We start from the raw sequence: 20,129 nt of genomic DNA, 5'->3' as shown, positions 1-20,129 counted from the left end.
AGCGGTATAAAATGAGAAAAAACTATATAATAAAAGACGCCAGGAGAATCCTGGCAGAACAAATACGAGATAACGGAATGAATACTATGAACAAAAACCCTATCACCAATGCTACGGGGTTATCTGCGATTATTCCAAAAGATAATGACGGATATTGCACCGTCTATAAAATGGACTGTGAGGATGGCCTGGGGCTTATGACAGTCTATCAGGTTTATCCCGGTATCCAGCTTATTTACAATGATTTTGAAGCAACGAGTTGTTATTGGGACGGAACCATTGATAAGAATGTGCTGGAGATCAATCATTGCCGGGAAGGGCGTGAAGGGAGCGTATTGCAAAGCGGTTCCTGCCTGTACCTCGGAGAAGGGGATCTTTCCATTCATACAATGGATAACTGTGCTTCTGAAATGGCCTTTCCTTTGAGACATTATCGCGGAATCTCAGTAGTGCTTGATCTGGAGCTGGTTTCTCAAAATCCGCCTGGAATCCTCGCCGAGAGCGGTATTGGTATTGCAGATTTCAAAAACAAATTTTGTGCCGATGGCTCATGCTTTGTCATGCGGGCCAAGGATGAGATTGAGCATATCTTTTCTGAACTGTATTCCGTACCGGATCGCCTGCAAAAGCCATACTTCATGCTGAAGGTGCAGGAGCTTCTCTTATTCTTGTGTATGGTGGATGTAAATAAAGAAAAGCAGCGAGAGTTATATACTTCTCCCCAGGTGGAGATTGTACGGGACATTCACAAGCGGCTTATCTCCAACTTGCAGGAACGGCCAACGATTGAGGAACTTTCCAAAGAGTATCTTATCAATACGGCAACCTTAAAGGATACGTTCAAGGGAGTTTATGGACAGCCCATTGGAACCTATATGAAAGTGTACCGCATGAAACAGGCCGCTGCTCTGCTTCGTCAGACGCAGGCAACCATAGCAGAAATTGCCAGCCAGGTTGGATATGAGAATCAGAGTAAATTTGCAACAGCATTTCGAGATGTCATGAAGATTGCACCGGCTGAATACCGGAAACAAAATAGTGGCGATTGATTGGGCTAGGAAAATTTACGTCTACTGCCGGAGGCAAAATAAAACCAGCAGAAACAAATTGCATTTTGCCCTGCTGGTTTTATTCATAATTTTGCGGATCGGAGGATTTGTAACGTCGGCTGATAAACTGCTCCGCCATACAATCCAGTGTTTTCAAGATAATCTGCCGCTCATCCTCGGTACAGGCCAGAAACTTTCCCATGAAATGCTGTACTTGCTTTTCCTGTTCCGAAGCGTCAGGATAAAACAGCTCATTAGCAGAAATGCCTAATCGCTTGATAAAGGATGCCAGTACATCGTAAGACGGATTTTTCCTGCCCTTTTCAATGTCCTGGAGATGACGAAGCCCTCTGCCGGTTTGATCCGCAAGCTCCTGTTGGGTCAGTCCACATTCTTCTCTTGCATCTCTGAGGCACTGTCCCAAATACACAAATACATCTTCCGGCATGATTGCTCACCTCTATTACATTCTATCGTGCGTAAGAGGAAGTTACCATCACCCAATCACGCGTATTGATATGTGTTTATCATGCACCTTTGAAAGATAAAATATACATAAAAGCCCTGACGGGAGGCCAATAAAAAAAACGGCCTTTCACGGCAGGGCATATTTCCATTACCGCCCGTGACTGCCGTTTGAGGAGTCTACGATGGGCGGTTATTTATTTCAGCAGAATTATGGTTTTCAGGTAGGTGATTACCTAAAAAAATCAATGACCTACCAAAGAGAAATTATACACACGGACACGCGCAATCAAGCGTAAATAATCCGCACAATCGTACAATATATCATACAAAATGCGTCAGACAGCTATTAAGGCCGTCTGACGTTTTTCTTTGTCGATTTTACGGGAATTTTCCCGAACATCCCCGGTGTCGCTCTCCGCCATAGCCATTTCGGTTGCCCTTTGTCCCTAACAACTGAAATGGAGGAAATTATGACCAAGATCAATCTGCGGGAGCAGTATCCCGATTTTTATAAGACCGATTACATTATTGAGGTTCCTGATGAAGTAGCCGCTGTTATGAAAGAGCATGACCGCCTGGAGGCCGCATACCGCCGCCGTACATATTACCACAAGGCGCATTATTCTCTGGATCGCGGAGACGGAATTGAGTATGATGCCCTTTTCGTTTCCATGACCCCTTGTGAGCTGTATGAGCGCAAAGTGACGATGGAGCAGCTTCACGCTGCGATTGCCGCTCTGCCGGACAAGCAGGCCAAGCGCATCTATGCTTACTACTTCCTGGGACTGACAGAATCAGCGATTGCCAAGAGCGAAGGAGTCAGCGTTGCATCGGTCAGCGAATCTATCCAGCGCGGCCTTCGGAACATGGAGACTTTCCTTAAAAATCGTCTGTAACGCCCCTGAAAGAAAGGCTCAAAGCCTCACGGTTATTAGAAGGACACGCTATCCTCGTGACCTCAAGATCTTTGAAAACTGAATAGACAGCACAACAGGTACATAACTCATGTACGAGCGAATGTGAAACGCCGCGAAGATGGAGCAGTCAGGGAGGTGATGAAAGAACTGCTTCGGAGCGATCTACGATTTCATAAAACGGATTGTGGCAGATCCGGCGCGATGACTGCATGGGGGCTTAAAGATACTTCCTCACGGCCCGCCAAAGACTTGGGGGGAACCCTGTGGCACACGATACGAACGATGCTGCGGAGTTATGACAGCCGCGCCAGCGGAGACCTGTTGTGTTCCCATCGTCAGGGGGCGTGGCAAATATGACGAGTAATCCGAACAGAATAACAGTAGCCGCACCAGGTTTTTATCCGAAGATTTCTATCAGACTGGTGCGGCTGTTTAAGTATTAAGATATTAAGGAGGCGAGAGTGATGTTTGAAAAATTCCATCGAGGTGACATATATTCGGCTGATTTAAGCCCTGGTATCGGCTCTGAACAAAGTGGCTCTCGTCCTGTACTTATTCTTCAAAACAATGTGGGAAATTGTTTCAGTCCTACGATTATTATTGCAGCAATTACCAGTGTAAGCAAAAAAAGCAGAAAGTTCCCCACGCATTACCACTTAAATGACAGATGCGGTTTGGTGAAACCATCTGTTGTTATGCTGGAACAGATCAGAACAATCGACAAGTCGAGGTTAAAAAACTATATTGGTCATCTAAACAAGGATGACATGGAAAACATAAACAAGACGCTCTTGTGCAGTCTGGGGATTACGTAAAGGTGCCGAAAGGCCGTATCATTTTCAGGCTGTGCAAGTAGAGTTATAATTTCGTTAGGAATTGCGGAGGTGATTCTGAATGGAGAATATCCAGAATAAAAGTGCATTGATTCCTTCAGATGAAATCCGGTCAGAAGAACTTCTGGCGGAACAAAAATTTGAAGCGTTTATCACTTCGCTGGCACATATCATCGAGAAATATGGTATGAGAGTGCTGGGCGAGGTTGACGGAGCTGCGTGAGAATCGCAGCTTTACATAGGATATTTTCCAAAAGTAAATTTTGGAGGTATGAATTATGAACCGATATGGAAAACGCTGTGTTTTGTATCCGAGGGTCAGCACAGAGATGCAAGTGGACGGATACAGCCTGGAAGGTCAAAAAAATATGCTGACACGATTTGCGGATCGTGAGGAAATGATCGTTGTTGATACTTATGAAGATGCCGGTAAATCCGGTAAATCCATTGAGGGACGGCCTGCCTTTCAAAAAATGCTCAGAGATATTGAGGATGGCTTGGACATTGACTATATTTTAGTGTATAAGCTGTCACGGTTTGGCCGTAATGCAGCAGATATACTTAACTCTTTGGAGTTGGTTCAATCTTATGGTGTAAATCTGATTTGCATAGAAGAAGGGATTGATTCCTCTCAGACAAGCGGAAAACTTTTGATTTCTGTACTATCTGCTGTGGCTGAGATTGAGCGTGAGAATATTATCGAGCAGACGATGAACGGGCGGCGCGAAAAGGCACGGCAAGGTGGATGGAATGGTGGCTTTGCTCCCTACGGGTATACACTGGAAGATAACAAGCTGATGATTGAAGAAACAGAGGCTGTGGCAATACGGAAGATTTTTGAATTATATACTTCATCGGAAATCGGTTTGGGTGGTATTGCGAATCAGTTGAACTTACAAGGTATACGGAAAATTCCGAGGCAGAATGGCACATTAGAGGATTGGACAGGACATTTTATTAAACTGATATTGGATAACCCGGTTTATTGCGGTAAAATTGCCTATGGACGGAGAACGAAGGAAAAAGTCAAAGGCACAAAAAACGATTACCAGATGAAAAGAAATGACGATTACATTCTGACAGAGGGACAGCATAAAGGAATCGTTAGTGAGGAGGTATGGGAAAAGGCTCATGCCAAGCGTCTTAGAACCGGAGTAAAGCAACCGTCAAAAATTGGGCGGGATCGAGTTCATTTGTTATCAGGTCTGCTGAAATGCCCGGTTTGTGGAAGTCCCATGTATACGAATAAACACGCATGGACAAATAAAGATGGCACTTACAAAGAAATTTACTATTATGTATGTAGTCGGAATAGGATGGTCCGGGGTAAGCATTGTGAATATAAGGCGATGCTGAAAAAGACCGATATTGAACCGATGGTCATTGAGGCAATTCGTGAGATCGTAAGGAATGAGGAATATGCCCAAGCCATTAAAAAACGGATTGGCGTTCAGATTGACACGAAAGCAGTGGATAAAGAACTGGAGGGCTATCAGGCAAAGCTGAAGGAAGTTGATCTGAATAAAACAAGATTGGAACGGGAAATTGACAGTCTCCCTGCTGATGCAAAATATCGGGAACGAAAGCTCCATGATATGACCTTGCGGTTAGATTCCCTATATGATGTCATTGTTGAGCTGGAGGAAAAAATCGAAGATGCCAGACTTCGGCGAGATGCAATTAAGCAGCAGGCAATTACTCTTGAGAATATTTACAAAATCATGGTGAATTTCGACTGCGTTTATAATATAATAAATGACGAAGAAAAGAGAAATGTGGTCACAGCCTTGATTAAGGAAATTGAAATTTACAGGAATGACGAGTCTGAATATCCGCTAAAGCGGATTGGTCTGAATTTTCCGGTGTTCAAGGATGGCGGGGAAGTTACGGAGCTTTTGTGGGACAAAGGGAATACCGTTGAGACGGTAGTCTTGCTTTCCAAGGGCGAGGTCGACTCGAAAAAGATTCGGGTTGAGTTCTCTTTGGAAGATATGGATATGTCCGAATTTCAAGATGGGGCAACCTACACCCAGATTAAGGACTATGTGCTGGAGCATAGCGGGTTAAAGGTATCCAACCTGTATATCTCACAAATTAAGCGAAAATGTGGGATTGGGGTTGGTAAGAACTATAATTTGCCGAAGTCCGAGGATTCCAGACAGCCGCAGTGCCCACCGGAAAAAGAGAAAGCAATCCGAGAAGCATTCAAATATTTTGGGATAATCTAACATCCCGCAGAATGGAGGTTTCTTATGGATAGATTGGTTTCTTGTGAGTTCAACATGGATACTGCCTGTGTAGAGCTGAAATTCTTTGATGGCAGCATCATTGCCATTGACACCATCGCCGTGGAAAAGGAGGTTGCCGACAATATGTATCAGCGGTCAGAGCTGGATTATCTGATCTACAATGATCCGATTGGATATGCAGACTTGATATTGAACGGTGATCCCGAAATTTATCTAAAAACTGTAACTGAATGTAAACCCTTAGATTAAAACTCAGCCCTCTGCCTTTTCATTGGCAGAGGGCCGTTTTTTGCTTAACAGTTATTGAGCATCCCTTAATTGCTCTACAACACTGCATTTCGCTGCGTTGTCATACATCATGCAAGGAATCAGCCACCCCAGCAGAAGAAATACCGGAATTGTCAGCAGGACAGGCAGAATGGTGAATCGATACTCAAAGAACCAGAACATACTGCCCAGCATTTTTCCCGCAAGAGGTCCCATCACCAGCGACAGCATAAAGGCCGCCGCTACGGAAGACATTGCGTAAAACAACCCCTCATAGATCAGCATGGTTTTGAGCTGCCGGTTTGTCATTCCTACAGCCTGAAGCACAGCAAATTCACGGCGGCGGGAAAGAATACCAGTCATCATGGCGTTGAAGAAATTCAAGAGTCCCACCAGCCCGATGATAGCACAGAGGATACCACCTATCAGAAGGAACATCTGCCGGAACTGAGCAAACTCAGAGCGAGCCGTGGCCTTGCTTTCATACATCAAGGGTGAAAACTCACCGGCAGTGAGCTTCGATAGATATTGCTCTGCTTCGGCCTCGTCAGCTTCGTCTGCTGTGTCGAACAGGTAGAGCATCGGAATGGCCGCACCACCGCTGTCCCTTTGTGCGGTATCCACAGACAAAACTGCCTCATATCCAATACCACCATAACGATAACTCATGGAATACGGAAGCTCTACCAAGGCGCAGACCGTGTACTCTACATCTCTGGCTCCATACAGTTTTTCCTGAAGGTACTCCTCTGGTGTATCTTCGGTGCAGAGTTTCCCGGTGTGGCTGTCGATATATTTCACATCGTCCGCATAGGTGGCGGTAATCGTGTCTCCCACCTTGGGGTAGTATTCAGGATTGGGCAGATTACCGTAGTCATCTAAGGAAACCGCAATGGCAATGGCGTTATTGTTTGGCTCCAGCATAGGAGAAATATCTCCGTCGAACACTTGCAGCTTGTCAAACAGGCTGTTATCCAGAGCCTCGATTCTGGTATCTCCCATCACCATATTGCCCCGGTGCTCCATGCGGCTCATATGGCTGTCCAACTGCTCAGCACTTTCGTACCTTGCATAGTCCTGCCGCAGAGCATCCTCCGTCATCCACAGATATACGGGTTTTCGCACAGCATATCCCGTGCCGGAAAGACTGGCCTTTGTGTTTGCTTCGATTTCTCCGATCTGTTCCGGCGTGATGAATTCATCTGCCGGGTTGTAACGGAAATAGTCGGGTGTGCTGACGATAAAATCGGCGCAGGTCATGGTGGACACATACTTCTCCATGCTGAAGCCGCCCACAAAGGCGCACAGCGCATTGAACAGCGTCACCGACAGTGCCAGAGACACCACCACCAGTACCGTCTTTTTCTTGTTTCGTCCCAGATTGGCAAAAGCCATCTGATGGAGCTTCGCTCCCCGGGTGCTGCGCTGTTTTTTCTTAGTCTGCATCGCATCCGTATATTTGGTAGCCTCCACCGGAGAAACCCTGGCTGCCATTTTCCCAGGCTTGGAGCAGGACAAAAGCACCGTCAGCAGGGCAAACAGCACGGAGCCAACAAAGATCACAGGCGAAGTGCTGATGGTGGTGATGCCTGCATCCAACTGGGTGGAGCGCAAGACAACAGGCACCAGAACAGCGCCAATGCCATAGCCCAACAGTAGCCCCGCCGGAATGCCGATCAGACAAAGCAGAAGTGCCTGCTGGCGAATGATGCGTTTGAGCTGCCGGGGCGTTGTGCCAATGGTTTTCAGAAGCCCGTAAAACCGGATATCCCCCGCAACAGAGATCTGGAAAATGTTATAGATGATAAGATACCCCGTGAAAATCACCAGCAGCAAAAAAGCTGCTATGGCGACCATCAGCTCTGGATCGAGCTGTGACTCCAGCTGGGATGAGGTATATCCCCAATTGACGCCGATTCGGACGCTGTTGGGATCGGTATAGCTGTCCCATGTGTAACCAAGATCGGTATCCACCTGCTCCATCTGCCCTTGAATGTTTGTGCCGGAGGCCAGCATGACATTCAAATCGGTGCGGAAAGACTGTAAACCTGTTTTCACTGCCTGCGCTTCGATGTCATCTGCGTAATCACGGCTGATGTTGATGTAATGAACAGGCATTAGTTCATCATAGTCCCAATAGCCCACCAGCGTAAAGGTATCTGTTACAGTAAAGGCGGTTTGATCCTTGTCCGTAATGGAATAGGAAACCGTGACCTCGGCGCCCAGCTCCGGCGTTACGCCAAGCAGCTGCAACGCTGCCGTATCCATGGCTACCTCTTTGCCGCTTTCGGGCATCCGTCCGGTAGTAGGGGTTGCATAGCTCCATTTAGTGCAGTTGGCATCCATGTAGCTGATTTCTGCCGGTATTTTGGCAAAGACCCCCTCCGCAGTGATACCGATTACCTTCCGTGCCCCCGTAGCCTTCACCTTTGGGTGGGCAGCGATGCGTTCCGCCTGCTCGGGGGAAACATCCTTAAAGGTGCCATGCGCATAGCCGCCTACCTGCCGAAACTGGTAGGTTTCATAACTGGCGTTCAACGACAAGACAATGGTGAACATGGACGTAAATAGCAGCGTTGTCAGCGCAATGGCAAAAATGGCGATCAGATTGCGACGACGATTCGCATAAAGAGATTTTAAGCTGAGTTTTCGAATACATTTTCGATTTTTGACATTCATCGTAGCCACCTCCCGTTAGTTCTGGGAGACGATCCGACCGTCTTCGATACGGATAATGCGGTCTGCCATCTGCGCAATTTCTTCGTTGTGAGTGATCATTACGATTGTCTGGGCGAACTTTTGACTGGTGACTTTCAAAAGACTTAATACATCCTGGCTGGTTTTGGAATCCAGATTACCTGTCGGTTCATCTGCCAGAATGATAGCGGGTGCTGCCGCCAGCGCACGGGCAATGGCTACTCGCTGCTGTTGACCGCCTGAGAGCTGATTGGGCAGCGCATCCAGACGATCATCCAGCCCAAGGGTCTGCACGATCTGCTGTACGAAATCCTTATTGACCTTGCCACCGTCCAGCTCAATGGGTAGAACAATATTTTCATACACATTCAGCACCGGAACAAGATTATATGCTTGGAACACAAAGCCGATTTTCCTGCGGCGGAAGATGGTCAGCGCTTCCTCCTTCAGGGAGAAAATATCCTGTCCGTCCACCATAACCGTGCCGCTTGTAGGGCGATCCAGCCCGCCCAGCATGTGCAGCAGCGTGGATTTGCCGGAGCCGGATGTGCCGACAATTGCAACAAATTCGCCCTTCTTTACACTTAAATCAACTCCATCCAACGCATGAACTGCGTTATTGCCGGAGCCATAAATCTTTTTCAGTTTTTTTGCCTGTAAAACTTCCATAAATGAGTACCTCCATGAAAAAATCTGTATATATGAAAGGAAATGATCCTTTGATACATACAGATTATCGCATAGGAATCTTTCCACATTCTTTCCGGCGGAAAATGAAATCTAACAGTTTTGATAGAATTGTTGTTATTTCGGCAAAAATATGGAAAACGTACTTCCTTTTCCCGGAACGGAAGCAACCTTGATATAACCGCCATCGCCGGATATGATCTGTCGGGCAAGGTATAAGCCGATGCCGACCCCTTCTTGTTTCTGCACACTATTTGAGCGGTAAAAGCGAGCAAATATCTTCGCTTGCTCACTTTCCGGGATGCCTGAACCGGTATCCGATATATCGATCCTTGCAAACATTTCATAGCTTACGGCAGAAATAGTAATGGTGCCATGCTCTGTATATTTGATGGCGTTGTCTACGATATTAGCCAGTGCTTCCGCTGTCCATTTGAAGTCGAATACAGCAAAAGCATCTGTATCCTGCATTTGCAAAGACAATCCTTTTTCAGAAGCCTTGGCAGTATATTGTTCTACCACACTTTCAAGCAGCGGCTGCAGCGCTGCTTGCTGAGGGGAGAGTGAAATGATCCCATTTTCCAGTCTGGAAAGCTTTACGAGAGAATCGATCAGAAATCGCAGCTTTTCCGATTGTTTGTACAGCGCCTCCACATTTGCCTTCGCCGATGCAGGCATAGTTTCCTCCATCAGAAGCTCGCTGTATAACAGCAGGTTTGCAATCGGCGTTTTTGTCTGGTGGGAGATGTCCGCAATCAAGGTTTTGATTTTGTCTTTTTCCTGCGCTATGTTTTGAGAAGATGCTTCTGCGGCGGAAAGATAGTGCGCAAACTTCGTTTCCAATGCAGATAGCTGGCTTTCATCAAAATTGGTTTCAGAAAAGGAGCCGGTCATGGCAGCGTCCAGCATCCTTTCGATTTCTTCCATCGTTTTTCTGATCTTCCTCCGCTCCCATAATACAGCAGCTATCGCCGCCAGAAAACATAGCAGTATGATCACAATGCCGGTTTTATTCATCTTTTGTCACCCAGCTATAACCGATTCCGTAGATGGTTTTAATGTATTTCTGTGCGCCAAGCTTATCCCTCAGACGCTTGATCGTAACAGACAAAGCATTTTCATCCACATATTCTGCGCCATCTGTCCAGATCCGGTCGACAAGGTCTCCACGGGTCATGGTTCGGCCTCGGTTTTCAACAAGCAGACGCAGTAATTTTTGTTCTGTTTTGCTCAATTCAACTTTTGAATCTCCCACATAAAAGGTCATAGCCTCAAAGTCAAAGTGAAATAGATCCATATGGAACGGCGCATTTTTATGGCTTGACGCTTGCTTTCGCAGTTGGGTATTCACCCTTGCCCGCAAAACCGAAAGAGAAAAGGGCTTGGTAATGTAATCATCAGCGCCCCTCTCCAGTCCGTCTACGATGTCCAGATCGGTGTCGTTGGCAGTCAGCAGAATAACAGGAATATAGGGTGTGTTTTCCTTGACCTCCCGGAGCAGCTCGAGCCCGCTGCCATCCGGCAGATTGATATCCAGCAGGATCAGGGATACACCGCCGCAAAGAAGCTGTTCCTTCGCCGTTTTTAGGTCTTGGCAGGATATAATCTGACGGTCATCTGCTTTCAGTGCTTTACTTAAACCCTGATTCAACCCTATATCATCTTCAATAATCAATAATTGTTCCATGTATCTCACTCCCTCGTTATTCAAAGGCCACCATTATTTCCTTGGGTAATTTTTCGTTCTCACAGTTCAGAAGATAGGCGATTGCTCTGCTTGCAAATTTGTTTGTTTTCACTGTATCCCAATCGGCAAGCAAAATGACCTCTGCCTTGCCGTTCTCAAAATCTAATGATATTTCGCCCCATTCGCCGTCGCAGTCTGCCTGATATTCGTAGATTGCGGCGGCGATTTTCTTTTTTCGCTTGATCTTGGATTTCTGTTTTAGCCGGACTGCATGGATTGCGCCCTCGGCAACCAACAATTCCGTCAACTTGTCCACTGCTTTTCGGTAGGCTCGTTCTGCACCGCTGGCTGTACTGCCCTCAAACATAACCGCCAGTTCTTCAAAGGTGGGGCGGTCTTTCCATGAGCTGACACGCCCACAGGTCATGCAAATTGCTAACCGCTTTTCAAGCAAGGTCTGTTCCCGGTAATTCAGTTTCTTAAATGCCCGCTGCACCTTTTCTGCTTGTATGCCGTTCCAGAGGATATCGGTATAGTTCCAGCTATCGTCAAGGGCTACATCCTCGCCTGTTTCCTCCCCGTTCTCATCCGTGACATAGAATGGCTGCTGATTGTGGATGCCACGGACTACTTTCAGGTATTCTTCCGCAAGGACAAGGTCGCAGTTGTACTTCTTGGAAAACTCGTTGACCGCATCATTGGTATTGTGGTACAGCCAAGCCATTGACCGCACCATTTTGTAATTGGTCAGAGAGGACACCGACCATTTTTCTTCGCCTATGCGAAAACGGAGCATAGCATCCCGGATGAACGGGAAAATGTATGTAGCATACTCTGCACCCTTGGCAAGGTCATAGTCCATCAGTTTTTGGAGCATTTGTTCCCGGCAGGAGAGCTTTATATCCAGAAAACGGTCTGTGTCGTACAGATCGCCACCATCCACACCGAGAAAGTCTTTGATGCGCTTGTTGAGCTACGGCTCGTAGTGATGCAGGAAGAACGAAAAATAAAGCAAATTCTTTTCCTGCAAGGCAGACAGGATATATTCGTTCAGACTGTTCACCGCTGGCAGCTCCGGTTCCAGTTGGAAGATGCGTTCTGCCACATAGGGAATGATACCATCACTGTGCGGATTGACATGGTATTTCGATATGTATCCGGTCATCTTCCATGTAAAATCATTCAGCATAGCGCACATCCCTCCCGATTTAATATTATATTTGCGAACATTCAGAAAGCTGAAATTTTCTGTTCCCTACAAATTGGAATGGGCTTACTTCTTTTTCCGCTTGTGTTTGATGATTGCTTTTATTACAAAGCATATCAGCAACATAACAAGGGCAAATGCTCCATAAACCAAAATGCTTGTGTACCAAGGTGCTGATTGCATAGCATACAGCTCAGGGCGAGTTTTGAAGTCCCAAAGAACATAAAACCCATGCCCAATGAATACACCAACAAAAGAACCAATAATGATATTTAAGATATTGTTCAACTTTTTCATACAATCACACTCCCTTGTCAAATTCAAAGTTTTCTCATAGCTTCTTCAAAGCTGCCTGTCCCATCTCTTTTTCGTAATCACCTTTGGCATAGGCGACATCGCTCAGCGCTCGAAGCATTTTATCTTTTACCAGCTTCTTCATAACCTCTGCAAGATCAGCGTCCAGAGTACCACGCTTCACATAGCGGTTTATGGTATTCAGCCGTTTCTCATAAATCTGCTTCAGCGGATGATCGTCCGCAAGTTCCCGTTGTTCTCTGCCTTTCAGGTTGCCAATCTGCCGACAGGTGCGGTGCAGCTTGTCCCCCGGTGCATAGCCGCCGCAGTATTTGGTGTGCCTTGCGTTGGTGGTCAGAAACCACTTTCCGCAGATTTTGCATTTCTTCGGTGCATGACCAACACACAGGCCCTCAAAGAGATCAGACCGGAACATCCTTACAAAGGATACATAGTGCATCCGCTTGACCAGCTTCGCAACTTTTTCGCCGGGACGGATGACGGATACATACTGAACGGAATTTTTCAGGGTAGACATCCAGGCATTGTCCTCCGTGATGGAAAACTCCGGCGTGAAATAACTACCGAACATTCTGGCAAAGCCCTCTGCGGTGCGGTCTGCTTCGTTGCCGTCTGATTTTTCTGCAAAATCAAGCATGGCCGTTTGGTATTCCCCAAAGGAGTAGGCCAGATGCCCGCATACGGCGGTATAGCGCTGGAGCATGATTGCTTCGGCATAGTTCTGGATTTCTTCAAACTGCAAGGAATTTATTGCGGCTTTTATGGCAAACTCCACATATTTCAGTGCATTGTCCGCAGTAAAGACCCGTTCTATCCGTTCTCTGTGTTTTGATATGTCCATATAAGAGAATGGCGGAGTTTCGCTGAGAGTATCCAGCATCGCCAGAGCAGCTTCCCTTGCCATAGGACAGAGTGCATAAGCATCCTGTCCGGCATTCAGCATCCCGAGCAGCAGATTGATTTTCTCGCATTGCTCGTTCATTTTTGTAATAGTATTCGCAGGGACATTCAGTGCATCACAGGCAAGCGTACCGACAGGAAATGTTTTGCCCTCATATATGACCGTATCCTGCCAGAAATCCAAAGTCATCAATTCTGGATTCATGCTTGACCTTCTGTCCTGTTTTTTATTTTTCTAATTATATCATGTAAATGTGAAGAAATCTCTGATCTCAGATAAGTTGTCCTGTTTTTTGAAACAGGATGGACATCGAGACATCATCGCCGTTGAACCTATGGCCGAAGAATCCAAGAGCTCCTGTGGAGTGCTGTTTCAGAATCTGAAGGACTGTGGTCTGTCTACGCCCAGGCTTATCATTTTCGATGCTCACTCTGGGTTGGTTTCGGCAATTCGTGAGTCCTTTTCCGGAGCCTCATGGCAGCGCTGCAAGGTGCATTTCATGCGGAATATTCTTGCCTATGTGCCGCAGAAAGAGAAGAAAGCCTTTGCCGCAGTACTAAAGGAAATCTGGCTGGCGCCTACGGCTGAGTTCGCCAGAAAGCGCGCATATGATATGATCGACTCCTATGCCAAGCGCTTTCCGAAAGCGGTTCAGTGCCTTGAAGACGGATTGGAAGATTCTCTGGTCTTCTATACATTCCCAATGCTGGATGCGCGAAGGATTTCATCTTCCAACATGATTGAGAGATTGAATCGTGAAATCCGCAGACGTACCAGCGTGATTGGAATCTTTCCAAATGAAAGTTCTTATGTTCGTCTGGTGACAACGTATCTCATGGAATACGCCGAGGACTGGTCTGTTTCCAGAGCCTACATAAGCCATGAATCCATTGCGGCCACACTGACCACCGCAGCCTAACTTCATTTTTCAGGAGCCTTTTTGCGATCTTTACTTGACGCGGTCTGCTTTGCAGCGTACCGGAATATCGTTTTTGCCCTGTTCGTTAAGCTCGCTCGTCTGGCGCTGCCGGTATTGCGGACACATGATTTGTCATGTTTTCCGATGGCGGCGTTATGTTCCTTGTAATTCTCAATGTCATCCGTGCGCTGCGCGTGCACAATCGGCAGGATTGCTGTATAATAAGCATTGACAACTCCCGCTCATAGGAGAATAATAGTACACGAGTATAAGAGCAAAACTGTCGACGGCATGAAGCCGCGAGGAGATATAGATATGACATTGGATAAACTGAAACCGCATGAAAGTGCGAAGATTACCGCGGTAGGCGGAAGCGGAGCCTTACGCCATCACCTGCTCGATATGGGACTGACGCCGCAGACCGAGGTTACGCTGCAGAAGGTCGCTCCGATGGGGGATCCGGTGCAGTTTGAGCTGCGCGGCTATGAATTGACCCTGCGCCTGGATGAAGCGCGGAAGATCGAAGTCGGCACGCCGTATCAGCGAACAAAAAAGCCTTCCGCCGGACAGGTACGCCACCGTCCTGCGGCGCACCCCGGCATGGGTGAGCTCAGGAAATCCAAGGACTACCACATTTATGAGCACGCCAAAGCCGCGGCTGCCGATAAAAAACTGACATTTGCGCTTGCCGGCAATCAGAACTGCGGCAAAACGACGCTGTTCAATCAGCTGACCGGTGCCAACCAGCATGTCGGCAATTTTCCCGGTGTTACGGTGGATCGCAAGGACGGCACGATCCGCAGCCATCCGGAGGCAACCGTTACCGACCTGCCCGGCATCTATTCGCTGTCGCCGTATTCCAGCGAGGAGATCGTAACCCGCAGCTTTCTGCTGGACAACAAGCCGGACGGCATCATCAATATTGTAGACGCGACCAACATTGAGCGAAACCTCTACCTGACCATGCAGATGATGGAGCTGGGCATTCCGATGGTGCTGGCGCTGAATATGATGGACGAGGTTCGTGCGAACGGCGGCACTGTCCATGTAAATGAGCTTGAGCAGGCGCTCGGCATTCCGGTAGTGCCGATCTCAGCCGCAAAGAACGAAGGCATTGATGAGCTGATCGACCACGCGATCCACATCGCCCGCTATCAGGAAACACCCGGAGGCATCGACTTCTGTCAGGACAGCAGTGATAAGAACGATCCGGTAGCCGCTGTTCACCGGTGCATCCATGCAACCGCTCTGATGATCGAGCCGAATGCCAAACGAGCTGGTCTGCCGGTGCGATTTGCCGCCACCAAGCTGATCGAAAAGGACCCGCTCATCGAAAAGGCGCTCGCGCTGTCCGATGACAATCGCTCCGCTTTTGACCAGATCGTATCCGTCATGGAGAAGGATTCCGGTTTGGACCGCGAAGCGGCGCTGGCAAACATGCGGTTCAGCTTTCTGGAAAACCTGTGCAGCACAACAGTCGTCCGCCCGCACGAGAGCAAAGAGCATAAACGCAGTATGGCGATCGACCGCTTTTTGACCGGCAAATACACCGCTATCCCTTGCTTTGCCGGTATCATGGGTTTGATCTTCATCATGACCTTCAGCTGGATCGGCGCATGGCTGTCCGACGGCATGACCGTTCTGGTCGATGCCTGCATTTCGTGGCTGGATGCCGGGTTATCCGCCCTGCAGATCAACCCCGTTGTTCACTCGCTCGTTGTAGACGGTATCGCAAACGGCGTTGGCAGCGTACTCAGCTTCCTGCCGACCATTGTAACGCTGTTCTTCTTCCTCTCGATTCTGGAGGACACCGGCTATATGGCGCGTGTGGCCTTTATCATGGATCGGCCGCTCCGCAAGCTGGGACTGTCCGGCCGCAGCTTTGTGCCGATGCTGGTCGGCTTCGGCTGCTCGGTTCCGGCCATCATGGCTACCCGCACACTGTCCAGTGAGCGTGACCGCCGCATGACGATTTTACTTACTCCGTTTATGAGCTGCTCGGCCAAGCTGCCCATCTACACCATGATGATCAGCGCCTTTTTCCCCAGGCGGTATCGTGCGCTTGCTATGATAGGCCTGTATCTGTTCGGCATTCTCTGCGGCATCCTGTATGCGGTCATTTTGAAGGTCTCCCGCTTCAAGGGCGAACCGGTTCCGTTCGTCATGGAGCTGCCGAATTACCGTCTGCCCAGTGCCAAAAGTGTTGTGCACCTTATCTGGGAAAAGGCAAAGGGCTTTATCCAGAAGGCATTTACCATCATCTTTGCCGCTTCTATCGTAATCTGGTTCCTGCAGACCTTCGATGCACGCTTTAATGTGGTGTCTATGCCGGAAAGCAGCCTGCTGGCTGCGCTGGGCAGCATTTTTGCACCGCTGTTCGCACCGCTCGGCTTTGCGGACTGGCGTGTGTCCACCGCCCTGATTACCGGCTTTACCGCAAAGGAAAGCGTTGTATCCACGCTGACGTTGCTGCTCGGCGGCGAGGTATCCAGCATCGGCACCCTGTTTACGCCGTTTACCGCGGTCGTATTTCTGGTATTCGTGCTGCTCTACACCCCTTGTGTTGCGGCAATTGCCACCGTAAAGCGTGAGATGGGTAGCACACGGGCTGCCATCACGACTGCGCTGACCCAATGCGTGATTGCATGGCTCATTGCCTTTGCCGTCCGCTGTATCGGTCTTGCATTTGGTCTGGCATAAGGAGGCACGGTATATGAATCTCCCCACTATTTTGATTCTGGCATTGATCGGTATCGCGCTGTTTGCCGCGCTCCGTTCGATGAAAAAGCATCCGTCCGGCTGTTCCGGACACTGCTCCGGCTGTCCCGTGCAATGCAAAAGTGAAAAACACAAATAAAACAGCAGCCTGTCCGTTCCAAGAGCGGACAGGCTGCTGTTTATCGGTTTCTGAAAAAAGAGGACAGGCATTTCTGCCTGCCCTCTGAAAGTCTCAATTACTTGTTGAAGTAACGCTTCAGCAGGCCCTCGAAAGCCTTGCCGTGGCGAGCCTCGTCGCGTGCCATCTCATGTACGGTGTCATGGATTGCATCGAGGTTCAGAGCCTTAGCGCGCTTTGCCAGATCAAACTTGCCAGCGGTTGCGCCGTTCTCAGCGTCTACACGCATCTGCAGGTTCTTCTCGGTGGAGTCGGTTACAACCTCGCCAAGCAGCTCTGCGAACTTAGCAGCGTGCTCTGCTTCCTCGAATGCAGCCTTCTCCCAGTACAGGCCGATTTCCGGATAGCCCTCGCGGTGTGCAACGCGAGCCATTGCCAGATACATACCAACCTCGGAGCACTCGCCCTCAAAGTTAGCACGCAGGTCAGCCATGATGTCCTCCGGAGCACCCTGTGCAACGCCTACAACGTGCTCAGCTGCCCAGGTCTTTTCGCCGGCCTGCTCCTTAAACTTCTCTGCCGGTGCGTGGCAGATCGGGCACTCTGCCGGAGCTGCTTCGCCTTCATATACATAACCACATACGGAACAAACAAACTTTTTCATGATTTTTTCCTCCTGTATCGTTGAACAAATTTATTTTTGAGGGGGCAGGAAACGATCCATTGTTATCGAACAAAGCTGATCGCGCAGAGATCGGTTGATCTCCGAGAACACGCGATGAAAATCACATTCATTCTGGGTGCCCATGTGTGTGCACTGGAACTCATTTGCAAGGCAGTGATTGATGGCGATCGGACCATCAATGCATTCGATGATCGCGCCGAGACTGATCTCCGATGGGGAGTGGTTCAGCTCATAGCCGCCGGCAACGCCCTTATAGGATTTTGTAATACCGGACTGCGTCAGCTTGCGGAGAATTTTAAGCGCAAACCGGAGTGTTACGCCGGTTGCCTCGGAAATATCCTTCGCGCACTGCTTTTCGCCTGCAAGTGCCAGACAATAGGTCACACGAATTGCATAATCCGCTTCATGTGTGATTCTCAAATCGTTCCTTCCTTTCTCTCCTTGGAACAACTTTAGTATAACCGTGTTGTGCCAAAATGTCAATAGGTTTTCTTAAAAATAAATAATATTTTTTATTTGATAATGGTTATCAATAAGTAACTTGCTTTTGGATCGGATTAACTATACCAGATAAGGACAGTATACCATGGCGGGAGACTTTTGTCTATCGGTTCAGGAATGGAGAGTTGAGGATGGAAAATGAACGTGGAGATTCAGCATTCGTCATTTATTCATTTGTATTGTGCGATGCGGTGGGGAAATGTGTTTTGAATCTCTGTACCGATTTCGTTTTGTGTGCTTGTACTGTATAATAGGTAATGCAAAATGCAAGTACGAAAAATTTTTCCTTGTACAAAACCATTTGCCGCACCGAACCGTCTAATAGATGAAAGCCGCAGACAGGAAGCGCTTTTGACGAAACCTGTCTGCGCTGTCCGGACGCTTTCGGAAAGGAGAATTCGCTTATGATGGATAGAGAGCAATTTACCTCCGCGGTGCTGGCAGCCGAGCCTACGCTGTACCGGGTCGCGAAAACCATGCTCCGCAGCGAGCATGACTGTGCAGACGCGGCGCAGCAGGCAATCCTGCGGGCCTGGGAGCAGCTGGATTCGCTGCACAGCACGCGGTATTTCAAAACGTGGCTGGTCCGCATACTCATCAACGAGTGCAGCACGATATTGCGCCGTCAGCAGCGGCTTGCGCCGTATGACGCGGCTGCTGCAGAGGCGATACCGGCGCCTGCGGCTGATGATTACAGTGACCTGTATGCCGCCATCACCGCACTGGAGGAAAAGCTGCGCCTGCCGGTGGAGCTGTACTACTTAGAGGGCTTTAAGACCCGTGAGATTGCCGGAATGCTCGGCATACCGGAAAACACGGTCAAGACCCGTCTCCGAGCGGCAAGAGAGCATTTGCGCAAGGACTTGAAAGGAGCGTGCTTCGCATGATGAACCATAATGATTTCCCGAAAATGACCGAAGAATTTGACCGCAGTGTCCGCAGGGCGCTGGACAGCCTGCCCGAGCGAGAAAGCAAGCCGGTACGCCGTTTCTCAGCAAAGAAAATCGTCTGCGCCGGACTGGCTGCCGCGCTGTGCATCGGCGGAACCGCATTTGCCGCGAATGCACAGAGCTGGTTTCCACTGCTGTTTCCGAATGGCGGAGACGCGAATCTCGAAGGGTATGTGCAGACGGCGGACAATGCCAAGTTGACCGACGAGAACGAGCATTACCGTCTGTCGGTGGAGTCCGTGCTGTTTGACGAGAGTGCGGGTACGGGTGTGATCAGTCTGCACCTTGCAAACAAAAAGCAGGACGGCGTAAAGCCGTTCACGCTGGCGCATCTGATCGACAGCTATCAGAACAAGCCAGACATCACATGGTCCACGCTGTCCTCGTGCTATGCCGAGGAGGGACAGCTTGATTTCGAGGTCATGTACGGCGACAGCGGCTTCTGCGGCAGTGAATTTTACCTCGATACCGCACGTTCGACCGACAACGACTACTATTTCGAGGGCGCATTTGCGATTTCGAGCGATTACAGGCAGGGAGAGCCGCTCCGTCTGGAGGCGCTCGAGCCGGGTAAAACGACCGTGCGTGCGGACGGAGCGGGTACCGCAAAGACGGTTCTGGCGGTCGATCTGCCGGAATTTCAGCAGATGCCGTACCTGACGAGCGCAGACGGTGATGTAACCCTGTCGCAGATCGGCATTCGCATCCGCAACGCGGATATGCACTGCACGGTGGATGATGTGGATACGCTGAGCGTGCAGATGAAGGACGGCTCGGAGTACGTTATTCTGGATGAAAACGCCGATATCGATCGGACATTGTACACTTACGGTTTCAATTCCACCGAGGACACCGACCGCATCGACACCGAGATTGCGGTGCTTGCGCGTGCATTTGACCTGGATAATGTGCAGTTGGTCACCATCAACGGTGAGGTATATCCGCTCTCGTGATAAACGGC

The 20,129-nt window shown here is 48.8% G+C and carries 22 protein-coding genes; 11 read left to right on the top strand and 11 right to left on the bottom strand.

All coding sequences use genetic code 11. The annotated features are described in order from the left end of the window. Window positions 1-11 precede the first annotated feature (11 nt). Window positions 12-1,049, top strand: coding sequence for a helix-turn-helix domain-containing protein (locus tag DW724_RS07625; RefSeq protein WP_025580752.1), 1,038 nt, complete (start codon window positions 12-14; stop codon window positions 1,047-1,049). A gap of 79 nt (window positions 1,050-1,128) precedes the next feature. Here DW724_RS07625 and DW724_RS07620 read toward each other — a convergent pair whose 3' ends face one another. Then, a complete protein-coding gene (locus DW724_RS07620) occupies window positions 1,129-1,497 on the bottom strand; it encodes a helix-turn-helix domain-containing protein (protein ID WP_002576186.1) in 369 nt (122 codons plus the stop codon). Window positions 1,498-1,987: 490 nt separating this feature from the next. Here DW724_RS07620 and DW724_RS07615 point away from each other — a divergent pair, with 490 nt between their 5' ends. The 5 genes from DW724_RS07615 to DW724_RS07595 all read left to right on the top strand — a co-directional run bounded on the left by DW724_RS07615 (window position 1,988) and on the right by DW724_RS07595 (window position 5,765). Further along, window positions 1,988-2,413, top strand: coding sequence for a sigma factor-like helix-turn-helix DNA-binding protein (locus DW724_RS07615; RefSeq protein WP_025491709.1), 426 nt, complete (start codon window positions 1,988-1,990; stop codon window positions 2,411-2,413). Between the two features lie 485 nt (window positions 2,414-2,898). Next, window positions 2,899-3,249, top strand: coding sequence for a type II toxin-antitoxin system PemK/MazF family toxin (locus DW724_RS07605; protein ID WP_002576184.1), 351 nt, complete (start codon window positions 2,899-2,901; stop codon window positions 3,247-3,249). Window positions 3,250-3,328: 79 nt separating this feature from the next. Beyond that, window positions 3,329-3,490, top strand: a complete 162-nt coding sequence (locus DW724_RS15795) for a hypothetical protein (RefSeq protein WP_004797315.1) — start codon at window positions 3,329-3,331, stop codon at window positions 3,488-3,490. A 55-nt stretch (window positions 3,491-3,545) separates the two neighbouring features. Then, window positions 3,546-5,495, top strand: a complete 1,950-nt coding sequence (locus DW724_RS07600) for a recombinase family protein (RefSeq protein ID WP_118761128.1) — start codon at window positions 3,546-3,548, stop codon at window positions 5,493-5,495. Between the two features lie 24 nt (window positions 5,496-5,519). After that, on the top strand, window positions 5,520-5,765 hold the full coding sequence (locus DW724_RS07595) for a DUF6061 family protein (protein WP_046415199.1): 246 nt from the start codon (window positions 5,520-5,522) through the stop codon (window positions 5,763-5,765). A gap of 51 nt (window positions 5,766-5,816) precedes the next feature. Here DW724_RS07595 and DW724_RS07590 read toward each other — a convergent pair whose 3' ends face one another. From DW724_RS07590 to DW724_RS07560, 8 genes are all read right to left on the bottom strand, one after another. Next, a complete protein-coding gene (locus DW724_RS07590) occupies window positions 5,817-8,462 on the bottom strand; it encodes an ABC transporter permease (RefSeq protein WP_118761127.1) in 2,646 nt (881 codons plus the stop codon). A 15-nt stretch (window positions 8,463-8,477) separates the two neighbouring features. Further along, complete coding sequence (locus DW724_RS07585) at window positions 8,478-9,149, bottom strand: ABC transporter ATP-binding protein (RefSeq protein ID WP_117489494.1); 672 nt, start codon at window positions 9,147-9,149, stop codon at window positions 8,478-8,480. Window positions 9,150-9,284: 135 nt separating this feature from the next. After that, window positions 9,285-10,184 (bottom strand): sensor histidine kinase, encoded by a 900-nt coding sequence (locus DW724_RS07580; RefSeq protein WP_118614991.1) that lies wholly within the window; start codon window positions 10,182-10,184, stop codon window positions 9,285-9,287. After that, the gene (locus DW724_RS07575) at window positions 10,177-10,854 is read right to left on the bottom strand and encodes a response regulator transcription factor (protein ID WP_107001235.1); all 678 of its coding nucleotides are present in this window, start codon (window positions 10,852-10,854) and stop codon (window positions 10,177-10,179) included. The genes DW724_RS07580 and DW724_RS07575 overlap by 8 nt, the downstream gene beginning before the upstream one ends. Before the next feature lie 16 nt (window positions 10,855-10,870). After that, window positions 10,871-11,797 (bottom strand): hypothetical protein, encoded by a 927-nt coding sequence (locus DW724_RS07570; protein ID WP_442861267.1) that lies wholly within the window; start codon window positions 11,795-11,797, stop codon window positions 10,871-10,873. 30 nt (window positions 11,798-11,827) lie between these two features. Beyond that, window positions 11,828-12,043 carry a hypothetical protein gene (locus DW724_RS16405; RefSeq protein ID WP_442861266.1) on the bottom strand — a complete coding sequence of 72 codons (216 nt, stop codon included), beginning with the start codon at window positions 12,041-12,043 and terminating at the stop codon, window positions 11,828-11,830. 84 nt (window positions 12,044-12,127) lie between these two features. Then, window positions 12,128-12,358, bottom strand: coding sequence for a hypothetical protein (locus DW724_RS07565; protein WP_118761126.1), 231 nt, complete (start codon window positions 12,356-12,358; stop codon window positions 12,128-12,130). 34 nt (window positions 12,359-12,392) lie between these two features. After that, window positions 12,393-13,481, bottom strand: coding sequence for a DUF6076 domain-containing protein (locus tag DW724_RS07560; RefSeq protein ID WP_118761125.1), 1,089 nt, complete (start codon window positions 13,479-13,481; stop codon window positions 12,393-12,395). Between the two features lie 88 nt (window positions 13,482-13,569). On the opposite strand from DW724_RS07560, the gene DW724_RS07555 reads away from it, so the two are divergent. The 3 genes from DW724_RS07555 (at window position 13,570) to DW724_RS07545 (ending at window position 17,053) form a co-directional block, all read left to right on the top strand. After that, the gene (locus DW724_RS07555; protein ID WP_147358647.1) at window positions 13,570-14,196 is read left to right on the top strand and encodes an IS256 family transposase; all 627 of its coding nucleotides are present in this window, start codon (window positions 13,570-13,572) and stop codon (window positions 14,194-14,196) included. A gap of 315 nt (window positions 14,197-14,511) precedes the next feature. Then, window positions 14,512-16,896, top strand: a complete 2,385-nt coding sequence (gene feoB, locus DW724_RS07550) for a ferrous iron transport protein B (protein WP_118761123.1) — start codon at window positions 14,512-14,514, stop codon at window positions 16,894-16,896. A gap of 13 nt (window positions 16,897-16,909) precedes the next feature. After that, window positions 16,910-17,053, top strand: coding sequence for a FeoB-associated Cys-rich membrane protein (locus tag DW724_RS07545; RefSeq protein WP_116704689.1), 144 nt, complete (start codon window positions 16,910-16,912; stop codon window positions 17,051-17,053). Between the two features lie 97 nt (window positions 17,054-17,150). On the opposite strand, the gene DW724_RS07540 is transcribed toward DW724_RS07545, so the two are convergent. Both DW724_RS07540 and DW724_RS07535 read right to left on the bottom strand, forming a co-directional pair. After that, entirely contained in the window at window positions 17,151-17,696 is a 546-nt protein-coding gene (locus DW724_RS07540) for an NADH peroxidase (RefSeq protein WP_110435265.1), read from the bottom strand. A gap of 30 nt (window positions 17,697-17,726) precedes the next feature. Then, window positions 17,727-18,137 carry an RrF2 family transcriptional regulator gene (locus DW724_RS07535; RefSeq protein ID WP_118285485.1) on the bottom strand — a complete coding sequence of 137 codons (411 nt, stop codon included), beginning with the start codon at window positions 18,135-18,137 and terminating at the stop codon, window positions 17,727-17,729. Window positions 18,138-18,622: 485 nt separating this feature from the next. On the opposite strand from DW724_RS07535, the gene DW724_RS07530 reads away from it, so the two are divergent. Continuing rightward, a complete protein-coding gene (locus DW724_RS07530; protein ID WP_243105705.1) occupies window positions 18,623-19,105 on the top strand; it encodes an RNA polymerase sigma factor in 483 nt (160 codons plus the stop codon). Next, window positions 19,102-20,121 carry a DUF4179 domain-containing protein gene (locus DW724_RS07525; RefSeq protein WP_118761122.1) on the top strand — a complete coding sequence of 340 codons (1,020 nt, stop codon included), beginning with the start codon at window positions 19,102-19,104 and terminating at the stop codon, window positions 20,119-20,121. The genes DW724_RS07530 and DW724_RS07525 overlap by 4 nt, the downstream gene beginning before the upstream one ends. The last annotated feature ends 8 nt before the right edge of the window (window positions 20,122-20,129 follow it).

The sequence above is a fragment of the Butyricicoccus sp. AM27-36 genome (genome assembly GCF_003480945.1).
Lineage (GTDB): Bacteria > Bacillota > Clostridia > Oscillospirales > Butyricicoccaceae > Agathobaculum > Agathobaculum butyriciproducens.
This window is presented reverse-complemented; position numbering and strand designations above follow the sequence as displayed.